Source organism: Nocardia sp. BMG51109, from assembly GCF_000526215.1.
Lineage (GTDB): Bacteria > Actinomycetota > Actinomycetes > Mycobacteriales > Mycobacteriaceae > Nocardia.
Genome location: NZ_JAFQ01000004.1, coordinates 1,440,750 through 1,461,567 on the forward strand (window position 1 = coordinate 1,440,750; position 20,818 = coordinate 1,461,567).

At 70.5% G+C, this 20,818-nt stretch carries 18 protein-coding genes; 11 read left to right on the forward strand and 7 right to left on the reverse strand.

All coding sequences use genetic code 11. The features are described 5' to 3' along the window. The first annotated feature begins 85 nt into the window (after positions 1-85). Entirely contained in the window at positions 86-829 is a 744-nt protein-coding gene (locus D892_RS0107725) for a hypothetical protein (protein WP_084160982.1), read from the forward strand. Between the two features lie 235 nt (positions 830-1,064). Here D892_RS0107725 and D892_RS40680 read toward each other — a convergent pair whose 3' ends face one another. Together D892_RS40680 and D892_RS0107735 are read right to left on the reverse strand one after the other, a co-directional pair. Beyond that, positions 1,065-1,367, reverse strand: coding sequence for a DUF2537 domain-containing protein (locus D892_RS40680; protein ID WP_024800693.1), 303 nt, complete (start codon positions 1,365-1,367; stop codon positions 1,065-1,067). Beyond that, complete coding sequence (locus D892_RS0107735; RefSeq protein WP_024800694.1) at positions 1,364-2,167, reverse strand: RNA methyltransferase; 804 nt, start codon at positions 2,165-2,167, stop codon at positions 1,364-1,366. The genes D892_RS40680 and D892_RS0107735 overlap by 4 nt, the downstream gene beginning before the upstream one ends. 353 nt (positions 2,168-2,520) lie before the next feature. Between D892_RS0107735 and D892_RS0107740 the strand changes: the two genes are divergently transcribed. Next, on the forward strand, positions 2,521-2,886 hold the full coding sequence (locus tag D892_RS0107740; RefSeq protein ID WP_024800695.1) for an FKBP-type peptidyl-prolyl cis-trans isomerase: 366 nt from the start codon (positions 2,521-2,523) through the stop codon (positions 2,884-2,886). A gap of 185 nt (positions 2,887-3,071) precedes the next feature. On the opposite strand, the gene sepH is transcribed toward D892_RS0107740, so the two are convergent. Both sepH and serC read right to left on the reverse strand, forming a co-directional pair. Then, a complete protein-coding gene (sepH, locus tag D892_RS0107745) occupies positions 3,072-4,196 on the reverse strand; it encodes a septation protein SepH (protein WP_024800696.1) in 1,125 nt (374 codons plus the stop codon). A 245-nt stretch (positions 4,197-4,441) separates the two neighbouring features. After that, positions 4,442-5,569 carry a phosphoserine transaminase gene (gene serC, locus D892_RS0107750; protein ID WP_024800697.1) on the reverse strand — a complete coding sequence of 376 codons (1,128 nt, stop codon included), beginning with the start codon at positions 5,567-5,569 and terminating at the stop codon, positions 4,442-4,444. 130 nt (positions 5,570-5,699) lie between these two features. On the opposite strand from serC, the gene D892_RS40685 reads away from it, so the two are divergent. Next, positions 5,700-6,461, forward strand: a complete 762-nt coding sequence (locus D892_RS40685; RefSeq protein WP_024800698.1) for a hypothetical protein — start codon at positions 5,700-5,702, stop codon at positions 6,459-6,461. A gap of 43 nt (positions 6,462-6,504) precedes the next feature. Here D892_RS40685 and D892_RS0107760 read toward each other — a convergent pair whose 3' ends face one another. Continuing rightward, positions 6,505-7,644 carry a citrate synthase 2 gene (locus D892_RS0107760; RefSeq protein WP_024800699.1) on the reverse strand — a complete coding sequence of 380 codons (1,140 nt, stop codon included), beginning with the start codon at positions 7,642-7,644 and terminating at the stop codon, positions 6,505-6,507. Positions 7,645-7,966: 322 nt separating this feature from the next. Between D892_RS0107760 and pdxH the strand changes: the two genes are divergently transcribed. The 6 genes from pdxH (at position 7,967) to D892_RS0107790 (ending at position 15,767) form a co-directional block, all read left to right on the forward strand. Next, positions 7,967-8,617, forward strand: a complete 651-nt coding sequence (pdxH, locus tag D892_RS0107765) for a pyridoxamine 5'-phosphate oxidase (RefSeq protein ID WP_024800700.1) — start codon at positions 7,967-7,969, stop codon at positions 8,615-8,617. A 78-nt stretch (positions 8,618-8,695) separates the two neighbouring features. Further along, a complete protein-coding gene (locus D892_RS0107770; protein ID WP_024800701.1) occupies positions 8,696-9,979 on the forward strand; it encodes an MFS transporter in 1,284 nt (427 codons plus the stop codon). 242 nt (positions 9,980-10,221) lie between these two features. Then, a complete protein-coding gene (locus D892_RS0107775) occupies positions 10,222-11,574 on the forward strand; it encodes a citrate synthase (RefSeq protein ID WP_024800702.1) in 1,353 nt (450 codons plus the stop codon). 193 nt (positions 11,575-11,767) lie between these two features. After that, positions 11,768-13,474 (forward strand): ATP-binding protein, encoded by a 1,707-nt coding sequence (locus D892_RS0107780; RefSeq protein WP_024800703.1) that lies wholly within the window; start codon positions 11,768-11,770, stop codon positions 13,472-13,474. Between the two features lie 605 nt (positions 13,475-14,079). Beyond that, positions 14,080-15,279, forward strand: coding sequence for a GNAT family N-acetyltransferase (locus D892_RS0107785; RefSeq protein ID WP_024800704.1), 1,200 nt, complete (start codon positions 14,080-14,082; stop codon positions 15,277-15,279). 89 nt (positions 15,280-15,368) lie between these two features. Then, positions 15,369-15,767 carry a YccF domain-containing protein gene (locus tag D892_RS0107790; protein WP_024800705.1) on the forward strand — a complete coding sequence of 133 codons (399 nt, stop codon included), beginning with the start codon at positions 15,369-15,371 and terminating at the stop codon, positions 15,765-15,767. A 3-nt stretch (positions 15,768-15,770) separates the two neighbouring features. Here D892_RS0107790 and D892_RS0107795 read toward each other — a convergent pair whose 3' ends face one another. Next, on the reverse strand, positions 15,771-16,208 hold the full coding sequence (locus D892_RS0107795; protein WP_024800706.1) for a MarR family winged helix-turn-helix transcriptional regulator: 438 nt from the start codon (positions 16,206-16,208) through the stop codon (positions 15,771-15,773). A 63-nt stretch (positions 16,209-16,271) separates the two neighbouring features. On the opposite strand from D892_RS0107795, the gene D892_RS48405 reads away from it, so the two are divergent. Together D892_RS48405 and D892_RS0107805 are read left to right on the forward strand one after the other, a co-directional pair. Then, the gene (locus tag D892_RS48405; protein WP_024800707.1) at positions 16,272-16,508 is read left to right on the forward strand and encodes a DUF2530 domain-containing protein; all 237 of its coding nucleotides are present in this window, start codon (positions 16,272-16,274) and stop codon (positions 16,506-16,508) included. 104 nt (positions 16,509-16,612) lie between these two features. Then, positions 16,613-17,227 carry a TetR/AcrR family transcriptional regulator gene (locus D892_RS0107805; protein WP_232236022.1) on the forward strand — a complete coding sequence of 205 codons (615 nt, stop codon included), beginning with the start codon at positions 16,613-16,615 and terminating at the stop codon, positions 17,225-17,227. Between the two features lie 22 nt (positions 17,228-17,249). On the opposite strand, the gene D892_RS0107810 is transcribed toward D892_RS0107805, so the two are convergent. Further along, entirely contained in the window at positions 17,250-20,276 is a 3,027-nt protein-coding gene (locus tag D892_RS0107810; protein WP_024800709.1) for a sacsin N-terminal ATP-binding-like domain-containing protein, read from the reverse strand. Between the last annotated feature and the right edge of the window lie 542 nt (positions 20,277-20,818).

Genomic DNA, 20,818 nt, shown 5'->3' on the forward strand with positions numbered 1-20,818 from the left:
ATCGGGCATACCGCGGGGACGGGCGCAATCCGCATTCCGTGATTTGCTCGTGAGTAGCTAGGCTTACTCGTACGAGGATCGGGAGGTGTCGGAAGTGCCGTCCACAACTTCGTCCCTCTGGTACGTCGACGATCCCGATCCGGTGGCGGTCCTGCGCGCCCACCCCGATCCGGATCCCGCGGCCGCGCTGGCACTGGCCAAGCAGCTCAATCCGGACCGCGACGTGGTACCGGCCGCCTCGGGCACGCTGAAGGTATGGGCCGGGCCGGATCCCGGATCGATCTACATCGGCTGCTATCCGGGCGTGACGGTGGTGTGCACCGGGCAGGCCGCGCCGAGCCGGCCGACCGCGCTGCCCGAACTGCTCGTCCGGCCGCTGGCCTCGGCGCACACCTACCTCGTCTCCTACGACATCCCGCGCGGCTGGGGCGCGTTCGCGCATTGGGAGCGAGGCGAATTCCGCCGCGCGTTCAGCGCCACCCGGGTCAACATCCTGGAGGACGAGGGGCTGCCGCTGGTGTGGGAGCGCCCGTTCTGGGCGGGCGAGCACCCGGTGCACCTGCAACCCGGGGAGCTGCCCGATCCGCAGATCCTGCCGTTCGATCCGCCGGCCTTCGCCGACGAGGCGAATGCCGAATGGCTCGGATTCCGGTATCGCGGAGCGACGTCCGAGGACGCGCTCAAGCCCACCGATATCGCGGTGTGCGGGTTCAGCCTGTACCCGAAGGGCGAGGCGCCGCCGCCGATCGTGCCGGAGGAGCCGAAGGCCCCGCCGCACAACGGGAAACGCTGGTTCGGCTGGTTGCGCAGCCGGGATCGGGTGTCCTGAGCGGATCGGCGTGGGCGCCGAGCCGAGACCGTCGTGACTGCGCCGAGGAGACGGCCGTGGCCACACCGGGAACACGCCAGGAACACGGCTCTGAGCGGCGGGACCGCGGCAATGACCAGGCCGAACCGCGGCAGCGGCACTGCGGCAGCGGCACTGCGGCAGCGGCACTGCGGCAGCGGCACTGCGGCAGCGACAGTGCGGCAGCGACAGTGCGGCAGCGACAGTGCGGCAGCGACTAGGCCGAGACGGCGGCGACGAGCAGTACGAACCAGCCGACGGCCACGCCCGCGGCCACCCCGCCGAGCACCCAGCGCGTCACCGGTGTGTTGCGCCAGCGCCATGCGGTGGGTGCGGCGCCGCCGGCCGCGATCAGGTTCACGGCGACCGCCAGCAGCCAGTGCACATGCGCCAGCGCCGCGCCGAACGAGTAGACCGCGGCGGCGGCGAGCACCGCGACGAGGGTGGCGACGGCCAGGCCCGCCGCCCACGGTGTCGGTTCCGGACCGGGATCCGGTCGGGCCCCGTACGGCCGGTTCATGAGGTGCGCACCCTTTCGTAGAAGGCCATCGCCGCGGCGGTGGCCACGTTCAGCGAGTCGGTTCCCGGCGCCATCGGAATGCGGGCGCGCAGGTCGGCCGCGCGCAGCGCATCCGCGGTCAGGCCGGGGCCCTCGGCACCGAGCAACAGCGCCACCCGGTCCTCGGTCATGGCGGCGGCCAGGTTCGCCGCCGCGCCGTCGGGGGTCAGCGCAATGATCCGGAAGCCCTTGGCGCGCAGCCCGTGCAGGCCGTCGGGCCAACTCGGCAGATGCGCGAACGGCACCCGCAGCACATGCCCCATCGACACGCGCACGGCACGCCGGTACAGCGGGTCGGCGCAGCGGTCGCCGAACAGTATCGCGTCGGCGCCCAGCCCGGCCGCGTTCCGGAAGATCGAGCCGATGTTCTCGTGATCGTTGACGCCCTCCAGCACCGCCACCGTGCGGGCACCGGCGAGCACCTCGTCCACCGACAGCTCGGCCGGGCGGCGGGCCGCGGCCAGCACGCCGCGATTGAGGTGAAAACCCACCACCGCGGCCATCACCTGCGCACTGGCCCGGTAGTACGGAACGTCCACGCCGGCAAGGTCGCCGGCCAGCGCCTCGTGTCGGCGCCCCACGCCGAACAGCGCGAACGGGGCGAACCGCGAGGCCAGCATGCGCTGCACCACGACCACGCCCTCCGCGATCACCAAACCCTTGCCGCCCGGCAGGTCCGGGCGCCGATCCGCGGAATTCAGGTCGCGGAAATCGGCGACCCGGGGATCGGCCGGGTCGTCGACGTCGATCACTACGGCCACGGGCGTCCATCTTGCCCTGCCCGCCTCGGTCACCGGCCGGGCAGGCTTGCGACACCGCGGGACCCGACACCGCTGGGCAGCCGTATGACACCGTCCAGCTCGACCGCATGACACTGCCCAACCGGTCGTATGACACTGCCGAACGGCCGCATGACACCGCCCCGAACGGCCATACGATGCCGCCGAGCCCGGCCGCGACAAGCTGGGCCGCGGCTTCATGCCACCGTTCGGGCCCGGCTCCCGCACATCGCCGGAAGCCCCGACCTCGCGACACGGCGGGACCCGGCTGGTTTCAGCGTGGCCACTATGGTGAACACTGTGTGGCGGCTTACCCATCGAACGGAAGAGGATGCATGACCAAGCCGGAAGTCGAGTTCCCGGAAGGCCCCGCGCCCACTGAACTGGTCGTCAAAGACATCGTCATCGGCGATGGCCCCGAAGCCGTGCCGGGCGCCACGGTCGAGGTGCACTATGTGGGCGTCGAATACGACACGGGTGAGGAATTCGACTCCTCCTGGAACCGCGGCGAATCCCTCACGTTCCCGCTGCGCGGCCTGATCCAGGGCTGGCAGGACGGCATTCCGGGCATGAAGGTCGGCGGCCGCCGCCAGCTCGTCATCCCGCCCGAACTCGCCTACGGCCCCGAGGGCGCGGGGCACCAGCTGTCAGGCAAGACCCTGGTCTTCATCATCGATCTGCTGAACGTCTCCGAGCAATGACGACGGGCCACCGCACGCCCTCCGTGAGTGCGGTGAGCCGGCCGATACCGCCGCGGGCACCAACCCGGTGCCCGCGGTCTCGTTGGCGGAGAGAGGTCCGCACCAACGACAGGCGCCCGCACCAACGACGGGCAACGACCGACCGGCTGCCCCAGTAGGGGAAGCGATCCGCTCCGGGTGGGCGCCTAGTGGCCGGAGCTGCGCACGCCTAGCAGCACGTCCTCCCAGGACGGCATCGGCGCCTTCCCGCCGCGCTTGGAGCGGCTCGACTTCTGCGCGGCCGGCTTCGCGGTGCCGGACTTGCCCGAGTTTCCGGACTGCGCCGACCGATCCGCCGGAGTGCCGGCCGCCGGAGCGGCAGGGGCGGCGGGAGCCGCCGGGGCAGCGGGAGCCGGTTCGCTCGCCGGCGCCGGGGGTGGCGGCGTGGCAGGCGAATTCGCGGCGGGCGCGGCCGTGGCGGTGCCTGTGCCCGTGCCGGCGGGCGGGGTCGGGGCGGGAGCGTTCTTCTGTTGCGCGGGCTGCGTCGGCGCGCCCTTCGCCGGGACCGGAGCGCTGCCGCCCACCGCAGGGCGCTGTTCGATGTACTCCGGCTCGTCCTGCTCATCGGCGATCTGCGCGGGCTCCGGTGCGGCGAGCGCGGGGGCCGGCTCCTCGACCGGGGCCTGCTCGACCGGGGCGGGCTCGGCCGCGGATTCCGGCAGTATCGTCGCCAGACCGCGCAGCGCCCGGCCGAAATCGGGATCGATCAGGTCGGTGGCCGGATCGTCGAGCGGGGTGACCGAACCGCCGTGCGCGTCGGGCTGGAAGCGCCAGTGCGCCGCGATCACCGAACGACCCGCCTGCCACTGCAGTTGGGTCACCCAGTAGCCCTTCTCGTCCTTCCAGGCATCCCACTCGGCGATGTCGATGTTGTGGCCGCGCTCGGCGAACGCGGCGGATACGACGTCGATCAGGGTCTCCACGGCGGGTCCGTCCTTGCGGACCGGGTGGGCGCGCTGGGCCAGCTCGGCGGCGCGGGCGCGCTCCAACAGCACGGGGTAGGCGAAGCGCTCCACCCGGGACGTCGGCATACCCGACTCCTCGGTGACCTGTTCCACGGAGGCACCGGCACGGATACGGGCCTGGATATCGCGAGGACGCATAGTAGCTTCCGTTTCGATCTCTATCTGGCCGAATCGGGCAAGATCTCCGCGGGCGGCGGCCCGCAGCTTCTCGTCGGCGGCGAGCCGGTACTTCACGCCGGTCTCTGGGTCGACACACACGATGTGCGCGGAATCGGGCGTCAATCCGATCACTCGAAGTTCACGCACCGTTACCTCCTTATCGCTGCGTCGAACACAGCTGCGCCTAACCAGCTCGCGACACGGCCTGAGCGGTCAGGCCCCGGCGGCAGCTTGCGAAACCCCGCAGGGGCCCCGCTCTGGCCACATCGAACACCGCCCACGTTCTGGAACAGTAGTGCACTTCTGAGATTCATGTGGCAAGACACGCGCGCGGAAATCTGTGGCGAGACTCCCGCGCGCGCTATGGTTCTCTATTCGCCGCGTTCAGTGTGCTACTTCGAGATCTCCTGCACCACCCAGTCGACGCAACGGGTCAGCTGCGACACGTCCTCGGGGTCGATGGCCGGGAACATGCCGATGCGCAGCTGGTTGCGGCCCAGCTTGCGGTACGGCTCGGTGTCGACGATTCCGTTGGCGCGCAGGACCTTCGCGACCTGGGCGGCATCCACCGCATCGGCGAAGTCGACGGTGCCGACGACCTGCGAGCGGTGCGCCGGATCGGCGACGAACGGCGTCGCGAACTCGCTCGACTCGGCCCACGAGTACAGCCGCGAGGAGGAGTCCAGGGTGCGCTTGACGGTCCAGTCCAGGCCGCCGTTGCCGTTCATCCACTCGATCTGATCGGCGAGCAGCAGCAGGGTCGCCAGCGCCGGGGTGTTGTAGGTCTGATCCTTGCCGCTGTTGTCGACCGCGATCGGCAGCGACAGGAACTCCGGGGTGTACCGGCCCGAATCCTCGATCTCCGCAACGCGTTCCAGGGCCTTGGGGCTCATCAGCGCGATCCACAGCCCGCCGTCGGCGGCAAAGCACTTCTGCGGCGCGAAGTAGTAGACGTCGGCGTCGGTGATCGTCACCGGCAGGCCGCCCGCGCCCGAGGTGGCATCGATGGCGATCAGCGCGTTGTCCGAGCCGGCCGGGCGCTGCACCGGAACGGCCACGCCGGTAGAGGTTTCGTTGTGTGCCCAGGCGATCAGGTCGGCCGCAGGATCCGAGGCCGGCTCCGGGGCCGTGCCCGGATCGGCGGAGACGACGATCGGATCGCCGACGAAGGGGTTCTTCTTCGCCACGGTGGCGAACTTCGAGCTGAATTCGCCGTAGGTCAGGTGCAGCGAGCGCTCCCGGATCAGGCCGAACGCGGCCGCGTCCCAGAACGCGGTGGTGCCGCCGACGCCGAGCACGACCTCGTAACCGTCCGGGAGCGAGAACAATTCGCGCAGCCCGGAACGCACGCGGGCCACCACGTCCTTGACCGGCTTCTGCCGGTGGCTGGTGCCCATCACCGAGGCGCCGACCTCGGCGAGGGAGCGCAGTTGCTCGGGGCGGACCTTCGAGGGGCCGCAGCCGAACCGTCCGTCGGCGGGCTTCAGATCGTCGGGGATGGTCGGGAACGCAGCGGTCATGGCCACCAGCCTAAAGGCCCACCCGGTCCGGAGGGCGGGTGGGGCACCCGGCCCGGATGCCTCGGCGGCGCCCGTAATCCGGACGTTCGTATTGCCGTGGCCTGCGCCACCGGCCGGTTACGGTAGGGCCATGAGCGGCGGTACATACCGGTCCGAATCCGCCCGCGCGACCGCGGGCGGACGGGATCCGGCCGCGAGTGCGCTCGCGGAATCCGCACGGCCGGCCGGTCGTTCCGGCCAGGACGCCTCGCCGCGGCGTCGACGGGGGCTGCGGCAGCGGCTGTCCGCGCGGCTCGAATCGCACGGAATCGTGTTCCGCCGCGGCGCGCTGTCCGCCGGTGCCCGGCGCGAACTACTCCTGCGCGGCCTGCCCGGTACCGCCACGGTCCTCGGCGTCCGGCCGCGCCGCACCGAGCCCGGGTACCACTTCTGGGTGCGGGTGCGGGCGGAGGGCCTGCCGCCGTACGAGACCCGCGTGCGGCAGTGGGTCGGCGACGCCGACCTGGAACTGATGCGGCCCGGCGACGTGGTCGGCTGCCGGGTAGACCCGGGCGACCACGAACGGATGGTGCTGTACGCGCCCGGCCCGGCGGAGGCGACCAGGGTCAGCATCGCGAAGATCCTGGCCGACGGCCGACGCGCCGACGCGACCGTGCTCACCACGACGCCCGTCGCCGCCGACTACAGCGATCGCGACAATCCGCTGCTGCGGCTGGACATGGAGTTGCGGGCCTGGGACGAACCGCGGCCGTGGCGGGTGCGGATCGTGCAGCCGGTCCCGCTGACGGCCCTCCAACTGGTCGATCTCGGAAGGCATCTGGAGGTCGCCTTCTTCACCGTCGATCGGGGGGAGTCCGTCGCGGTGGACTGGCAGGCGTCGGCGGAGATCTGACGCGAGGACACCCGCGCGCGGATATCCGCCGTTCGCCCCGGATCTACTTGCGGACCACGCTCTCCCACCCGGTGACCGATGCCGCCGCGCGGGGCTCCGGGCCGGTGTAGATGGCCGCCGGGCGAACCAGCTTGCCCAGCCGCTTCTGCTCCAGGATGTGCGCGCACCAGCCGGCCGTGCGGCCGCAGGTGAACATGGCGGGCATCATGTGCGCCGGAACCTCGGCGAAGTCCAGGATCACCGCCGCCCAGAACTCGACGTTGGTCTCGATGGCACGGTCGGGGCGCCGCTCGCGCAGTTCGGCGAGCGCGGCCTGTTCCAGCGCGGCGGCCACCTCGAAGCGCGGGGCGTCGAGCCGCTGGGCGGTCGCACGCAGCACCCGGGCGCGCGGGTCCTCGGCGCGGTAGACCCGGTGACCGAAGCCCATCAGCTTCTCCTTGCGGTCCAGGATGCCCTTCACCAGAGCCCGTGCGTCGCCGGACTTCTCGACCTGTTCGATCATGGGCAGCACCCGCGCCGGGGCGCCGCCGTGCAGCGGCCCGGACATGGCGCCGATCGCGCCGGACAGGCAGGCCGCGACGTCGGCGCCGGTGGAGGCGATGACGCGGGCGGTGAAGGTGGAGGCGTTCATGCCGTGCTCGGCGGCCGAGACCCAGTAGGCGTCGATGGCCTCGATGTGCCGCGGGTCCGGATCACCCTGCCAGCGGACCATGAACCGCTCGGTGATCGTGTCGCACTCGTCGATCTTCTTCTGCGGCACCGCGGGATGGTAGATGCCGCGGGCGGACTGCGCCACATACGACAGCGCCATCACCGAGGCGCGGGCCAGATTCTCCCGCGCGGTGTCGTCGTCGATGTCCAGCAGGGGTTGGTAACCCCAGATCGGGGCGAGCATGGCCAGGCCGGCCTGCACGTCCACCCGGACGTCGCCGGTGTGCACCGGCAGCGGGAACGGTTCGGCCGGCGGCAGGCCGCGCCCGAATTCGCTGTCGACCAGCAGCGCCCAGACGTCGCCGAAGGTCACCCGGTTCGTCACCAGATCCTGGATGTCGACGCCGCGGTAGCGCAGCGCGCCGCCGTCCTTGTCGGGTTCGGCGATATCGGTGGTGAAAGCCACCACACCTTCCAGGCCGCTGACGAAATCGGGGGGTACGGCCGGGCCGGCCGCAGCGCTGGTAGTCATGTTGTGACTCTCCTTGCCATTCGAGCCGCACGATCCGTGGGCGGCCACGCGTAGTCGATCCGGCGCCAGCGCAAGCCCTGCGTGTCCGCACGCGGTTCCCGCTATGGGCTCGACAACTCCCGCCGGGTCCGATGCGGCGCCCGCCGGCCGCACGCGATTGCGCAGGCCGGACACGCGTCGATCAGTGAGAACCTTAGTCCCTCCTCTACCCCGGAGTAACGTCTGGCCCATGCGCGACGAGCAGAATTCACCTGGGGTGACGGAGCAGCCCGAGGCCGTCCGGATCGGTCCGGCGATGCGGGCGCAACTGGACATCGCGGCGATGCGGGCGGAGTACGGCGGCGACCCGGATCTGGACGAATCATGGCTGGTCGAAGGCTGGGAACCGCTGCTGCGCATCTGGATCGAACAGGCTACGCGCGCGGGCATCGCCGAGCCGAACGCCATGGTGCTGGCCACCGTGGAACGCACCGATGCGGGCCCGCGGCCGGCCTCGCGCACCGTACTGTGCAAGGGACTGTCGGGCGAGGGTGTGACTTTCTACACCAATTACGACTCCGCCAAGGGCGATCAGCTCTCGGCGGTTCCCTACGGTTCGATCACCTTCACCTGGCCCGCGCTGGGCCGGCAGGTCACGCTGCGCGGGCCGGTCGCACCGGTGCCGTCCGAGGTGACCTCGGTCTACTGGCGGTCGCGGCCGCGCAATTCGCAGCTGGGCGCCTGGGCCTCGCAGCAGTCCCGGCCGATCGCCTCGCGCACCGAACTGGACCGGGCACTGGCGGACGTCACGGCCCGCTTCGAGGGCGTGGAACAGGTTCCGGTCCCGGCGAACTGGGGCGGATATCTCCTGCGGCCCGAACAGGTCGAGTTCTGGCAGGGGCGGCGCAGCCGGCTGCACAACCGGATCCGGGTGCTGCTGGAGGCCGGCAATACGGATGCCTCGGCCATGAAGATCGAGCGACTCCAGCCCTGAACACCCGCCTTGTAATCATGGGATGACCCGCCGAAAATCGGTGACCATGCGCCCGATCGACCCGCTACCCTTCCGCCGGTGAAGCTCCTCGCGGACACCGCGCCGCTCCGCGATACCGACTACCGCCGGCTGTGGACCACGGGCATCGTCACGGTGATCGGCGCGCAGCTGTCGGTGGTGGCCGTGCCGCAGCAGATCTTCCAGATCACCGGCAGCTCCGGCTATGTCGGCCTGGCCGGGGTGTTCGGGCTGGTCCCGCTGATCGTGTTCGGCCTGTGGGGCGGCGCGCTGGCCGACGTGATGGACCGGCGCAAGCTGCTGCTGATCACCAGCGCCGGTACCGGACTCACCTCCGTCGCGTTCTGGGCGCAGGCCGCCGCCGGGCTGAACAACGTGTGGATCGTCCTGGTGCTGTTCGCGATTCAGCAGGCGTTCTTCGCGGTGAACCAGCCCACCCGGTCGGCGATCTTTCCCCGGCTGCTGCCGAACGAACTGCTGCCCGCGGCCAACTCGCTGAACATGACGGTGACGCAGTTCGGCGCCATCGCCGGGCCGGTGCTGGCCGGATCGCTGATCCCGCTGACCGGGCTGCCGACGCTGTATCTGCTGGACTCGATCGCGTTGCTGGCAACGCTGTGGGCAGTGTGGCGGTTGCCGTCGGTCCCGCCGACCGGTGCGCCCCGCCGGGCCGGGCCGCGGGTCGTGATCGAGGGCTTCGCCTATCTGGCGACGCAGCGAATCCTGCTCGCATCCTTCGCCGTCGACATCATCGCGATGGTGTTCGGCATGCCCCGGGCGTTGTTCCCGCAGATCGCCCGGGACAGCTTCGGCGATCCGGCGGAGGGCGGCGTCGCGCTCGGCCTGCTGTTCGCGGCGATCTCGGCCGGGGCGGTGGCGGGCGGGGTGTTCTCCGGCTGGCTGAGCCAGGTCCGCCGGCAGGGGCTGGCCGTCGTCGTGTGTATCGCCCTGTGGGGCCTGGCGATGGTCGGATTCGGGATCGCCGTCGGCGCCACCGGGCACGGCCCGGCCGTCCGGCTGGGGCTGTGGATCGCCCTGGCCTGCTTGGCCTTCGGCGGTGCGGTGGACATGTTCTCGGCCGCGCTGCGGACCACCATGCTGCAGCAGGTCGCCACCGACGAGATGCGCGGCCGGCTGCAGGGGGTGTTCGTCGTGGTGGTGGCGGGCGGCCCGCGCATCGGTGATGTTTCCCATGGTTTTGCCGCCGCGGCCCTGGGTACGACGGTGGCCGCGGCGGGCGGTGGAGTCCTGGTGGTGATCGGGGTCGTGATCGCCGCGGCGGCGTTTCCGGCATTCGTGCGCTACCGGGTCGCCCGCGCGCCCGCCGAGGTCCCGATGCCGTAAAACGGACCGCCCGGCCTGCGGTGATCGATCCCGCGGCGGACCACACCGCCCGGCCCCGCCGTCGGCCGCCGCACCAATACCACGACCCACCGGTCCGGCTCACCTCGATCGGAGGTGACCGTGAGGTAGTTAACGGCCACCCTCGCTGATCACGTACATCGCCCAGCGGCTAGCGTTGAGAGAGGCGCATCGGACGCCGACCGCGCCGGTGCCTTCGGTTCTAGCCTGAGAGGGATCCTTCCGTGCCCGCTGAGAACATCGCTGTACGCCCTGACAACAGCACCGGTGTCGACGACGACGCCAAGCCGGTCCTGTCCTATCCCGGTGGCGAATACGCCATGACGGTCAGCAAGGCCGCCGAGGGCAACGACGGGATCGACCTGGGCAAGCTGCTGGCCAGCACCGGATACGTCACCTACGACCCCGGTTTCATGAACACCGCCCCCACCAAGTCGTCGATCACCTACATCGACGGCGAGGCCGGCATCCTCCGCTACCGCGGATACCCGATCGAACAGCTGGCCGCGAGCTCGAACTTCATCGAGGTCAGCTACCTGCTCATCTACGGCGAGCTGCCGACCCAGGCGCAGCTCGACGACTTCACCGACCGGATCCGCCGGCACACCCTGCTGCACGAGGACCTCAAGCGCTTCTTCGACGGCTTCCCGCGCAACGCGCACCCGATGCCGGTGCTGTCGTCGGCGGTGAACGCGCTGTCGGCCTACTACCAGGATTCGCTGGACCCGCGCGACCCGGAGCAGGTCGAGCTGTCCACCATCCGGCTGCTGGCCAAGCTGCCGACCATCGCGGCGTACTCGTACAAGAAGTCGGTGGGCCAGCCGTTCCTCTACCCGGACAACTCGCTGTCGCTGGTGGAGAACTTCCTGCGGATGACCTTCGGCTTCCCGGCCGAGCCCTACGAGGTCGATCCCGAGGTCGCCGCCGCGCTGGACCTGTTGCTGATCCTGCACGCCGACCACGAGCAGAACTGCTCCACCTCGACCGTGCGCCTGGTCGGTTCGTCCGACGCCAACCTGTTCACCTCGGTGTCCGGCGGCATCAACGCGCTGTGGGGCCCGCTGCACGGCGGCGCCAACCAGGCCGTGCTGGAGATGCTCGACGGCATCAAGGACAGCGCGGGATCCGGCTCGATCGACGACGCGGTCAAGGAGTTCGTCCGCAAGGTCAAGAACAAGGAAGACGGGGTGAAGCTGATGGGCTTCGGGCACCGCGTCTACCGCAATTTCGACCCGCGCGCCACCCTCGTCAAGAAGACCGCCGACCAGATCCTCGGCAAGCTCGGCGTGCAGGACCCGCTGCTCGACATCGCCAAATCGCTCGAGGACGCCGCGCTGTCCGACGACTACTTCATCGAGCGCCGCCTGTACCCGAACGTCGACTTCTACACCGGCGTCATCTACCGCGCGATGGGCTTCCCCACCCGCATGTTCACCGTCCTGTTCGCGATGGGCCGGCTGCCCGGCTGGATCGCGCACTGGCGGGAGCTGCACACCGAGCCGATCAAGATCGGCCGCCCGCGCCAGATCTACACCGGCTACGGCGAGCGCAACTACGACGGCATCGACGGCCGCTGAAAACAGCCGCCAGAAACCCGCTTCCGGACTTCCGGAGGCGGGTTTCGTCGTATCACGGGGCCCGCCGGGCGAAAAAATAACGGCGCCCGTGGAACCGAACCGGGATCCGGGCCGTCCAATCGGGGCATAGAGAGCAATCGATCGGTCGTCCCGGGGGGCGGCCGGTCCTGGAAAAGCTGTACCGGGGGAGCACATGAAGTCGGCAACCGTCCTTGTCCACGAGAGCTCCGCGCGTCAGGAGTTCGCGCGCCGGCTCGCCGCCCTGCATCGCGCGGCCGGGGCACCCTCCTTGCGCAACGTCGCGATGCTGGCGCAGCAGCGGGTGGCGGACGCCGGCGGCGCGGGCCGTTCGGCGCTGGCCTCCGCGCAGCGCATCAGCGACTGGATGAGCGGCCGCAATGTGCCGGCGAAGTTCGACTCGCTGGTCCCCGTGCTGCACGTGCTGGCCGCCCGGGCCCGCCGCAGGTCCGGAATGCCCAGCCGGGCGATGAATCTGCGGGAGTGGCGTTCGCTGTGGTCGGCGGCCCGCACCGCACCGCCCGACCGGACCGCCGCACCGGCGACGCAGCTCTACCCGGCCGAGGGCCCGTATTCCGCGGAGCACGAAGGAATCTTCTTCGGCCGGCAGCGGGCGCTCGCCGCGCTGCTGGAGTTGGTGCGGGCATCGGCCAGCCCGCACCGCGCGAGTGATGTGGTCGTGCTGACCGGCGCCTCCGGGGTCGGCAAGTCGTCCCTGCTGCGGGCCGGTGTCCTGCCGGTACTGAACGTGGAGACCGAACGGTGGGCGGTCATGACGATGACGCCCGGCCCGGACCCGCTCCGGACGATGAGCCGCATCCGCGAGAGGACGGCGGCATTCGGCGGCCGGGAGGGCCGGCGTCCGCTGATCGTCATCGACCAGTTCGAGTCGCTGTTCGCCCCCGGCGTGGAATCCGTTGTGCGGGAGTACTTTCTGACCTCGTTGCAGCAGCTGTGCACCGCCGGGTCGGTCATCGTCTCGGTGCGGTCCGATCATCTCGCCGAATGCGCGCAGTATGCCTGGCTGGCGCACGCGATCCGGCACAACAGTTTCACGCTGAATCCCATGACCCGCCAGGAACTCACCGCGACGATCGTCGGCCCACCGCGGACCCGCGGCGTGACGGTCGACCAGGGCGTCGTCGAACTTCTGCTCACCGCGCTGGAAACGCCTCGATACTGTCTCGACCGGCAGCATGCCGATCCGGGCGTGCTCCCGGTCCTGCACGCCACGCTGTCCTCGATGTGGGCGCGGCACACCGACGATCGGCTGGGCGTCGCCGACTACCGGCGCATCGGCGGCCTGGAGCGCACGGCCCGCACCCTCGCCGAGCAGGCATGGCGCGAGCTGTCGTCCGACGAGCGGACCGATGCCCGGCAACTGCTGCTCGCGCTGGTCACCGTGCACCGCGACGGCGGCATCACCCGCCGGCGGCTGCCGGTCGGCGAACTGCGGCGCATCGCCACGCAGAACGCCACCGGCCGGGCACTCATCGACACCCTCGTGCGGGCACGGCTGATCACCGTCGACTACAAGCACGCCGCTCTGGTGCACGACACCCTGCTCGGCTGGGATCGCCTGTCCACGTGGATATCCGAGCAGCGTGCGCCCCTGCTGTGGCGGCACCGCATCGAGGAGGATGCCGCCGAATGGGATACCGCCGACCGCGACCCGGGCCTGCTGTACCGCGGCAGCCGGCTGACAACGGCGGTCCGCCATGCCACTCCGGCCCTGACGGCCGTGGCGACCGAGTTCCTGCGCCTGTCCGCCCGGTCGGAACTCGCCGATACGGGCACGAGCACCGAGAGCGACGCGGTCGAACCGCCGGCGGCGGCCGGACAGCCCCGCAACGGGACGACGTGCATGCAAAGCAATCGATGACGCACCGCCGCCCGTCGGTACCGCCCGTCGGCCGCCGGGAAACCGGGCTGGATGGTGTTCTCCGCCCGGTACTCCCGGTTCGCCGGGCACTGTGCGGACCACGGCCGAGCGCACCGCCGAGTAGCTCGATCGCCGTGGCCACCAGCGAAGCCGGCACGATATCCGGGGAGGCCGCATCGATCGAGCCGCCCCGAGGCGCCAGGCTCACCGCGTACCTCCGGAACAGCGGACCCGTCGACCTCCGATCGGGTCCGGGCGAATGCCGGTACACCCGGCATGTGCGTAATAACTTGCCGCCCAATGGTTTCCGACCGACAAGCAGTTGTTAAGCCGACGCGAAGCAGGAACTCGCACAGTAGAAGCAGCACGGCAGAGGTCGTGCGGCGCCCGGCCCGCATCGCGCCGAGCTGCCAAGGCGGGGACGGCAGATCGGACAGGTCACCGGTGCGGGCCGGTGCGTTATCCGGATGCGCGGAGTGGCCGGTACGGGCAACGAGGCCACGTACGACAACGTCGTCGGGCCACTCCGCGCCCGGATGCCGGCCGTGCCGACGCCCGCGCGTAATTCGCGTGCGCCGGGCCACGCACCGTGCCATCGTCGGACCATGGCGACTGCATCCGACATCACGCTGCGGGCGGCGACCGAGGCGGACGTTCCGGCTGCCCGGCTGCTACTGGCCACCGCCTTCGGCGGACCACCGGATGTCGATCCCGTCCGGCTCGAGCAGGGGCCGAAGCTCTTCCCGCTCGACCGGGTCATCCTGGCCGTCGAGGCCGGCCGCGTCGTCGGCCACACCCAGGACCGGACGATGACGCTGACGGTGCCGGGCGAGCGCACCGTCGAGGCGAGCGGCGTCGCCGCGGTGGCGGTCGCGCCCACCCACCGGCGGCGCGGCATCCTGCGCGCGATGTACACCGAGCTGCATCGGCGCACCGAGGCGGCGCGACTCCCGCTGACCATCTTCACCGCGAGCGCGGGCACCATCTACGGGCGGTTCGGATACGGCCCGGCCGTACTGGGGAGCCAGGTGACGATCGATCGGCGCTTCGCCGAATTCCGGCCCACCACACCGGATCCCGGCGGCGTCGAGCTGATCCGGCTGGAGCACGCGATCCCCCTGCTGCCGGAGCTCTACGACCGCTGGCGCCGCGTGACACCCGGCGCCCAGGTGCGACCGGAACCGGCGTGGAAGATCTGGCTGTCCCAGTTCCGGGGCGACGACGGACTGTTCGCCCTCATCCATCCCGACGGTTACGCGCTCTACAACTGCCGCCACACCGAAACCGGTCTCACCGCCGAGGTAGCGGAGCTGCGTGCGGTCACCCCCGACGCCCACGCCGCGCTGTGGCGAGTGCTGCTGGGCCTGGATCTGGTGAACACCGTGGAGGCCCCGATCGGCGACGACGACCCGCTCCCCTACCTGCTCACCGATCCCCGCCTGGCTCGCACGACCGCGCGCTACGACCAGCTGTGGGCCCGGGTGATGGATGTCCCCGCCGCCCTGTCGGCCCGCGGGTACCAGGGAGATCTGGACGTGGCGCTCGGCGTGCACGACCCGTTCCGGAATGCCGGCGGCACCTTCGCGCTGCGCGTGCGCGACGGCGTGGCGGACTGCGCGCCCACCACCCGCGAGGCCGATATCGAACTCGGCATCGACGTGCTCGGCAGCCTGTACCTCGGCGCCCACCGCGCCCGGGTGTTCGCCGCGGCGAACCGCCTGCGGGCCAAGGATCACGCGCACCTGCGCGCCTTCGACACGGCCTTCGGCGCCGACCGGGCCCCGGCCCTCGGCTGGTTCTTCTGAGCGGGTGCGCGCCGAGCTCTTCCGAGCGGGTGCCGGCGACCACGTCGACCACGGTGGCCCGGTGTCCCGGCGGCTGGCATCCTGGAGTGGTGACCCTGCTCCGGTTCGTCCTGAATGTGCTGTGGCTGGTATTCGCCGGCTTCTGGATGGCGGTGGGCTACCTGCTGGCGGGCATCATCTGCTGCATTCTGATCGTCACCATCCCGTTCGGGATCGCCTCGTTCCGCATCGCCGCGTACGTGCTGTGGCCGTTCGGGCGCGAGGTGGTGGCACGGCCCGACGCGGGGGTGCCGTCCGTGGTCGGCAATGTCATCTGGTTCATCGTGGCCGGCTGGTGGCTGGCGCTGGGACACCTGTTCACCAGCATCCCGCTGTTCGTCTCGATCATCGGGATCCCGTTCGGCTGGGCCAACCTGAAGCTCATCCCCGTGTCGCTGATGCCACTCGGCCGCGAAATCGTGCCCAGCGACGGGGCTTTCGCTCGCTGAGCATTATTCCGATTCGGCCACAATCTGTTTCATGATGTCCACGGCATCGTCGAGAATCTTCAGCTGCTCGGGTGTCAGCCCGGACAACTGCTCGGTCATCCACGCCTCGCGGGCATTGTTCTCGTCCTGAACCAGCGCCCGCCCGGCCTCCGACAGCGAGACGATGATCTGGCGGCCGTCGGTGGGGTGGGGATTGCGTTCCACCAGTTGCAGTTCCGCGAGCGAGGCGATCACCCGCGTCATCGACGGCGGCTGCACCCGCTCCTTGGCCGCCAGCGCACCGGGCGTCATATCACCTTCGCGCTTGAGCGTCGCAAGCGCCGACAGCTGGGTCAGCGATATCTGAGCGTCGACACGCCGGCCGCGCAGATGCCGCGTCAGGCGCACGACTGCCAGGGAGAGCTCGGCGGCCAGCGCGCGAATGTCGGAAGGCGTTGTCACAGAGCCAAACGATACGGGACGCGCCCCGGGGGAATCGTCCGTTCAGGCCGTAAGGTGGACATCGTGACACGGAATGTGCCCCAAATTCCGCCGCGGCTGACCGATCCGCGGCCGGTACTGGCGGTGGGGACGGCGCTGTGGGCGATCGCGACCGTGCTGGTGTGGATCGACGACAGCTGGGCCGACGCCCGGCCGATCGGCCTGATGGGTTTGGCCGTCGGACTACTCGGATACGCCATCTTCCTGATCCAGCGCCGGGGTGCGCGACGCGGCGACAAGGGCGCCCAAACGGGTCTGTAAGAAGGAATCATCCCGCCTCCGATCGCGCGCCACGGACGACTTTCTGTGCGCGCGAATTGACTGATCGCCTGATTACCGCTTAACTGCGTGGAGTGTCCTCCCGATTGAGCGTCGAAGAACGACGAGCCCACCTTATCGAGGCGGCTATCGGCCTAGCCGAAAAGAAAGGCGTGGCCGGGGTGACCACGCGCGATGTGGCACAGGCAGCCGGTGTTTCGCTCGGTGTGGTGCATTACTGTTTCGAAAACAAGGACGCCTTGATGACCGAGTTGGTCAAGGCGTTGTCCATGGAATTACGCGATTCCGTGGAAACCAACGAAACGGTATGGCAAGGCGTCGGAAGTGGAAAAGAATCGCTTCAAAATTTGGTACGAGCGAGCCTCGAACTACTGTGGTTGAACATCGAAGCGACACCCGAACGGCAGTTGTTGACGTACGAGACGACGACATACGCGCTGCGCGAAAGTGAACAGACACCGGCGAAACTCGCTATCGCGCGTGAGCAGTACGCGTTCAACGATTCCACGGTCGCCGATGTCCTCGAGCACGCCCGCGATGCCACGGGGACCGAATGGCGCGTCCCGGTGCAGACCCTGAGCCGCTTCACCCTCTCCCAGATCGACGGCATCGTGCTGCGCTGGCTGGTGGACAACGACAGCGCCGCGGTGCGCGGGCAGCTCGACGTCCTCGCGGAAATGATCATCACCTACGCCGTGTGACGGTCGCGCTCCCCCGCGAGTGTCAGCGTTGGGCCGGCGGCGGAAACAGCTGGATGTGGGTCGTGGTTCCGTCGCGCCACCAGGGCACCTCGAGGGTGGCCTCGTAGTCACCGGAGAGCCGGACCCGAAGACGGTCGTGCAGCACCAGCGGGCCGTCCGGCGGCGGCGAACCGAACTGCAGGCGCACCGCGACGCCGAGTGGAGCGTCGGTCCAGCTGGTCACCGTGCCGGTGCCGAGCACCTCGGCGACGACGGCCTCCGACACCAGCGGCAGATCGAGCAGGGTCGCCAGTGCGCCCGCGGTATCGATATCGCCGGCCACCAGCCGATCCGGGGGTACGGCCAGGGCGTACCACGGGCGGTCCAGCACCATCGCGTCGCCGGGGTCGATCACCGCCCCCGACAGCGCGCGCACCCGTTCGGGCAGGCCGAGTTCGTCGAGGTCCAGCCGGTCCGCGGCGGCCGCGAGCCGCCGGTGGGCCTGCGCGATCGCCTCCGGCGACGGAGTTCTCGCGGGATCGGCGAGCCCGTCCAGCAGCGCGGCCGCCAGTTCCGGCGTGACGGTGTCCGGATCGGCCAGGACCGCGCGCAGGGCGTCGAGTTCGCCGGGTGCGAAACCGGTCGGCGCCGGAAGGAGATCGGCGAATACCGGATCGTCCGGGGCGCGGAACAGGCCGAGCGGCGTCCCGTCGATACGGGCGTGCCGGCGCAGCCACCAGGCGGTGTAGCCGTCGCGCTCGGCGAGCAGGTGCCGGGTCGCGGGTTCGGACATCAACAGCCGCAACGCATCCGGCCACGCCTCGTCGTCCACGAGGTCCAGGTCGCGCACGGCGGTCAGCTCCGGCGGGTCCTCCGGCAGGCTCTCCCACCACCGCTCCGCGTCGTCGAGCTGATCGTCCGGTCCGGTCGGATCGTCCTCGGCGACAACGGTGAAGCCCCAGCCGACGCCCACGGCGCGCAGGGCCGCGGCGCCGTACCGGTCGACCAGTGCGGAATCGACCGTGCCGAACGGGGAATCGGTCACCAGCACGCCCGCCAGCGGCGCCCCGGGCAGGAGCAGTTCGTCGGCGGGCAGCGATTCGCCGGTGTCGTCCGGCAATTCGAGCAGGCCGAGCCAGGACGGCAGCGCCGGATCGGCGGGCGTGGTCAGCTGCGCGGCCAGCCGCAGGACGGCGTCGACGGTGTCGGGGTCACCGGGCTGATGCTCCAATTCGGCACGCAGAGCCGGGTCGTCGAGCAGATCACCGGCCGTGATCCGGCGCGCACCGAGCCGTCCCAGCAGCGGGTGCGCGGCCTCCGGATGCACCAGGCGTGCCCACCGGACCGGGATCGGCACCGCCAGTTCGTCGTCCAGGACCACCGTGCGCGGTCCGGTGACGAGGCGGCCGTCGGCCAACGGCACGGCCAGCGCGCCCAGTTCCTCGACGGCCAGCGGGTCGACGACGAACGGCTCCAGTGCGTCGTAGAGCGAATACCACCACCGCAGTGGGCGTTCCAGGCCGATCGAGAGTTCCGCTATGCGCGCCAGGCCGATCCGATGCACCTCGAGCACGGCCAGCACGTCTGCGGCGGACCGGCCGGACAGTTCCGGAATCGCCAGCGGCCCGACGACATCCGCGAGCAGCTCCGCCAATTCGGCTGTGATTCCGGTGAATACACTCGCCCGCTGCGGCGCCGCGGTGCGCTCACGTGTCCGCGCGGGGGCAGACGCCGCGGTGCCCGGTTGTCTGCGTGCGCTTTTCCCCAAGTCCCGGACGGCGCTCCCGCTCGACTCCCCGGGGGCAAATGTCCACGAGCTTCCCTCCGTGTCTTCACCCGGCTCCGCAGGCCACGAGTCGTTCCCCTTCGGCTCGGCCGGAGTGAACCCTCGGGAGCCTCGCACAGCGTCCCCGACCGGCCCCGGCGAGGCGTTCCCGGACGCCTCGGCGTCGATCTCACCCGATGATGCCGGGGCAAACTCATCCGAGACCGCGCCGGTGCGCTCGCCGGAGGACACCGCGGCGACCACAGGCAGCCACGATGCGGTGCGCAGCTCGGCGATCAGGGCCTCGCGCAGGATCGCATCGGTCTCGCTGCGGGCGAATCCGGGTGACGGCACCAGTACCAGTCGGTCGCGGGGCGGCAGAGCGGCGGCGAAATCGGCGTAGCCCGTGGCCAGTTCGGCGATCCTCGCGCCGGGCAGCAGGCGGCGGCGATCCGGTTGCATCGCGATATCGGCGATCACCAGCGCGGGCAGCGACAGTTCCTCGTCGGAGCGGGTGGGTGCGCGCAAGACGTCCGGGTCGACCGGATGCGGTCGTCCCGAGCGGACGGGGAGCAGCCAGCGGGCCCGGGCGGCCGAGAACTGCCACCAGACGTGTTCGCCCCGATCCGGACCGGTGATTCGCAGCTCCTGCACACCGTCGCCGAGTTCCGAGACGGCGCTGGTGAGCTCGTCGTCGCCGATCCGGATCTCCCGCAGGGCGGGCAGTTCGAGCAGCAGATCGGCCGCCTCCGCCCGCATGCCCGTCAGCAGCGCCTCGGGATCGACATCGTCCCGCAGCCGGACCACGATCTCGCTGTCGAAACCCGCGGCCGGATCTTCCGCGATCGGCCAGGCCAGGCGCAGTACCGGCGGAACGAAATCGTCGTCGCCCGGGATATCGATACCGTTGCCGCGCAACTCCGCCCAGGTGCCGGATCGCGAGAAGCGCAGCGAGCCCGCGGTGGAACGGAACTCGATGTCGTCACCGGCCGAGAGCACGGCGGTGAAGCCCACCCCGAACCGGCCGACGGACGATCCGGCGCCCGGCTTCGCCGAGACGCGCAGCGCGGTCAGCGCGTGCACACCCGAAATATCCAGCGGCACACCAGTATTGGCGATGCGCAGCGTACTGCCGTCGAGCCTGGCCACCAGCCGGCCGGGAACCGCGGCCTTGGCGGCGGCGTCGGCGGCATTCTGCGCCAGCTCGGTCAGCAGCCGATCGCGATATCCGGCTCGGACCAGATCGGCCTCCGTGGCCGCATCCTCACGCAGCCTGGTCGGCGAATCCCGCCAAGCGGCCAGCACACTCGCGCGCAGCGCCGCCGTCCCGAACGGATCGGCGCCGACCTCGTCGCCGCTCAGCGTTCCCCCGCCGCCCCGGACTCGCCGTGCTGCTGCACCCGGACCGCCGACACCGCCCAGCCTTCGCTGTACTGGGTGCGCCCGCCGTACTGACCGTCCGCGTCATCGGCTCCCGTATCCACGGCGGCTCCCCCGGCCGCATCACCCGAAGTCGTATCCGCAGCCTCGATGGCACCGGTCGGATCGGCCTCACCCGCCGAGGATGTCTCGGGCACGTCGGCGATGAAGCCCTCCGCACCGGACGCTGTCTGCTCAACGCCGGAATCGCCGTGCCCCGCATCGAACACGACCGATTCCCCCTGCAACCCATCGGCAGCGCCCACACCGAACCCGCCGCCCCGGAAACCCGTCGTTCCCACGGTGGCACCGGACTCCTGCGACGCACCCGCCGCCCCGGACCCAACGGCCGAACCACCACCGCGAGCAGCGGACTCGGCCGTCTCGGCCCACCCGCCGACCCCGACGGCACCGGCCGGAGCCGACCC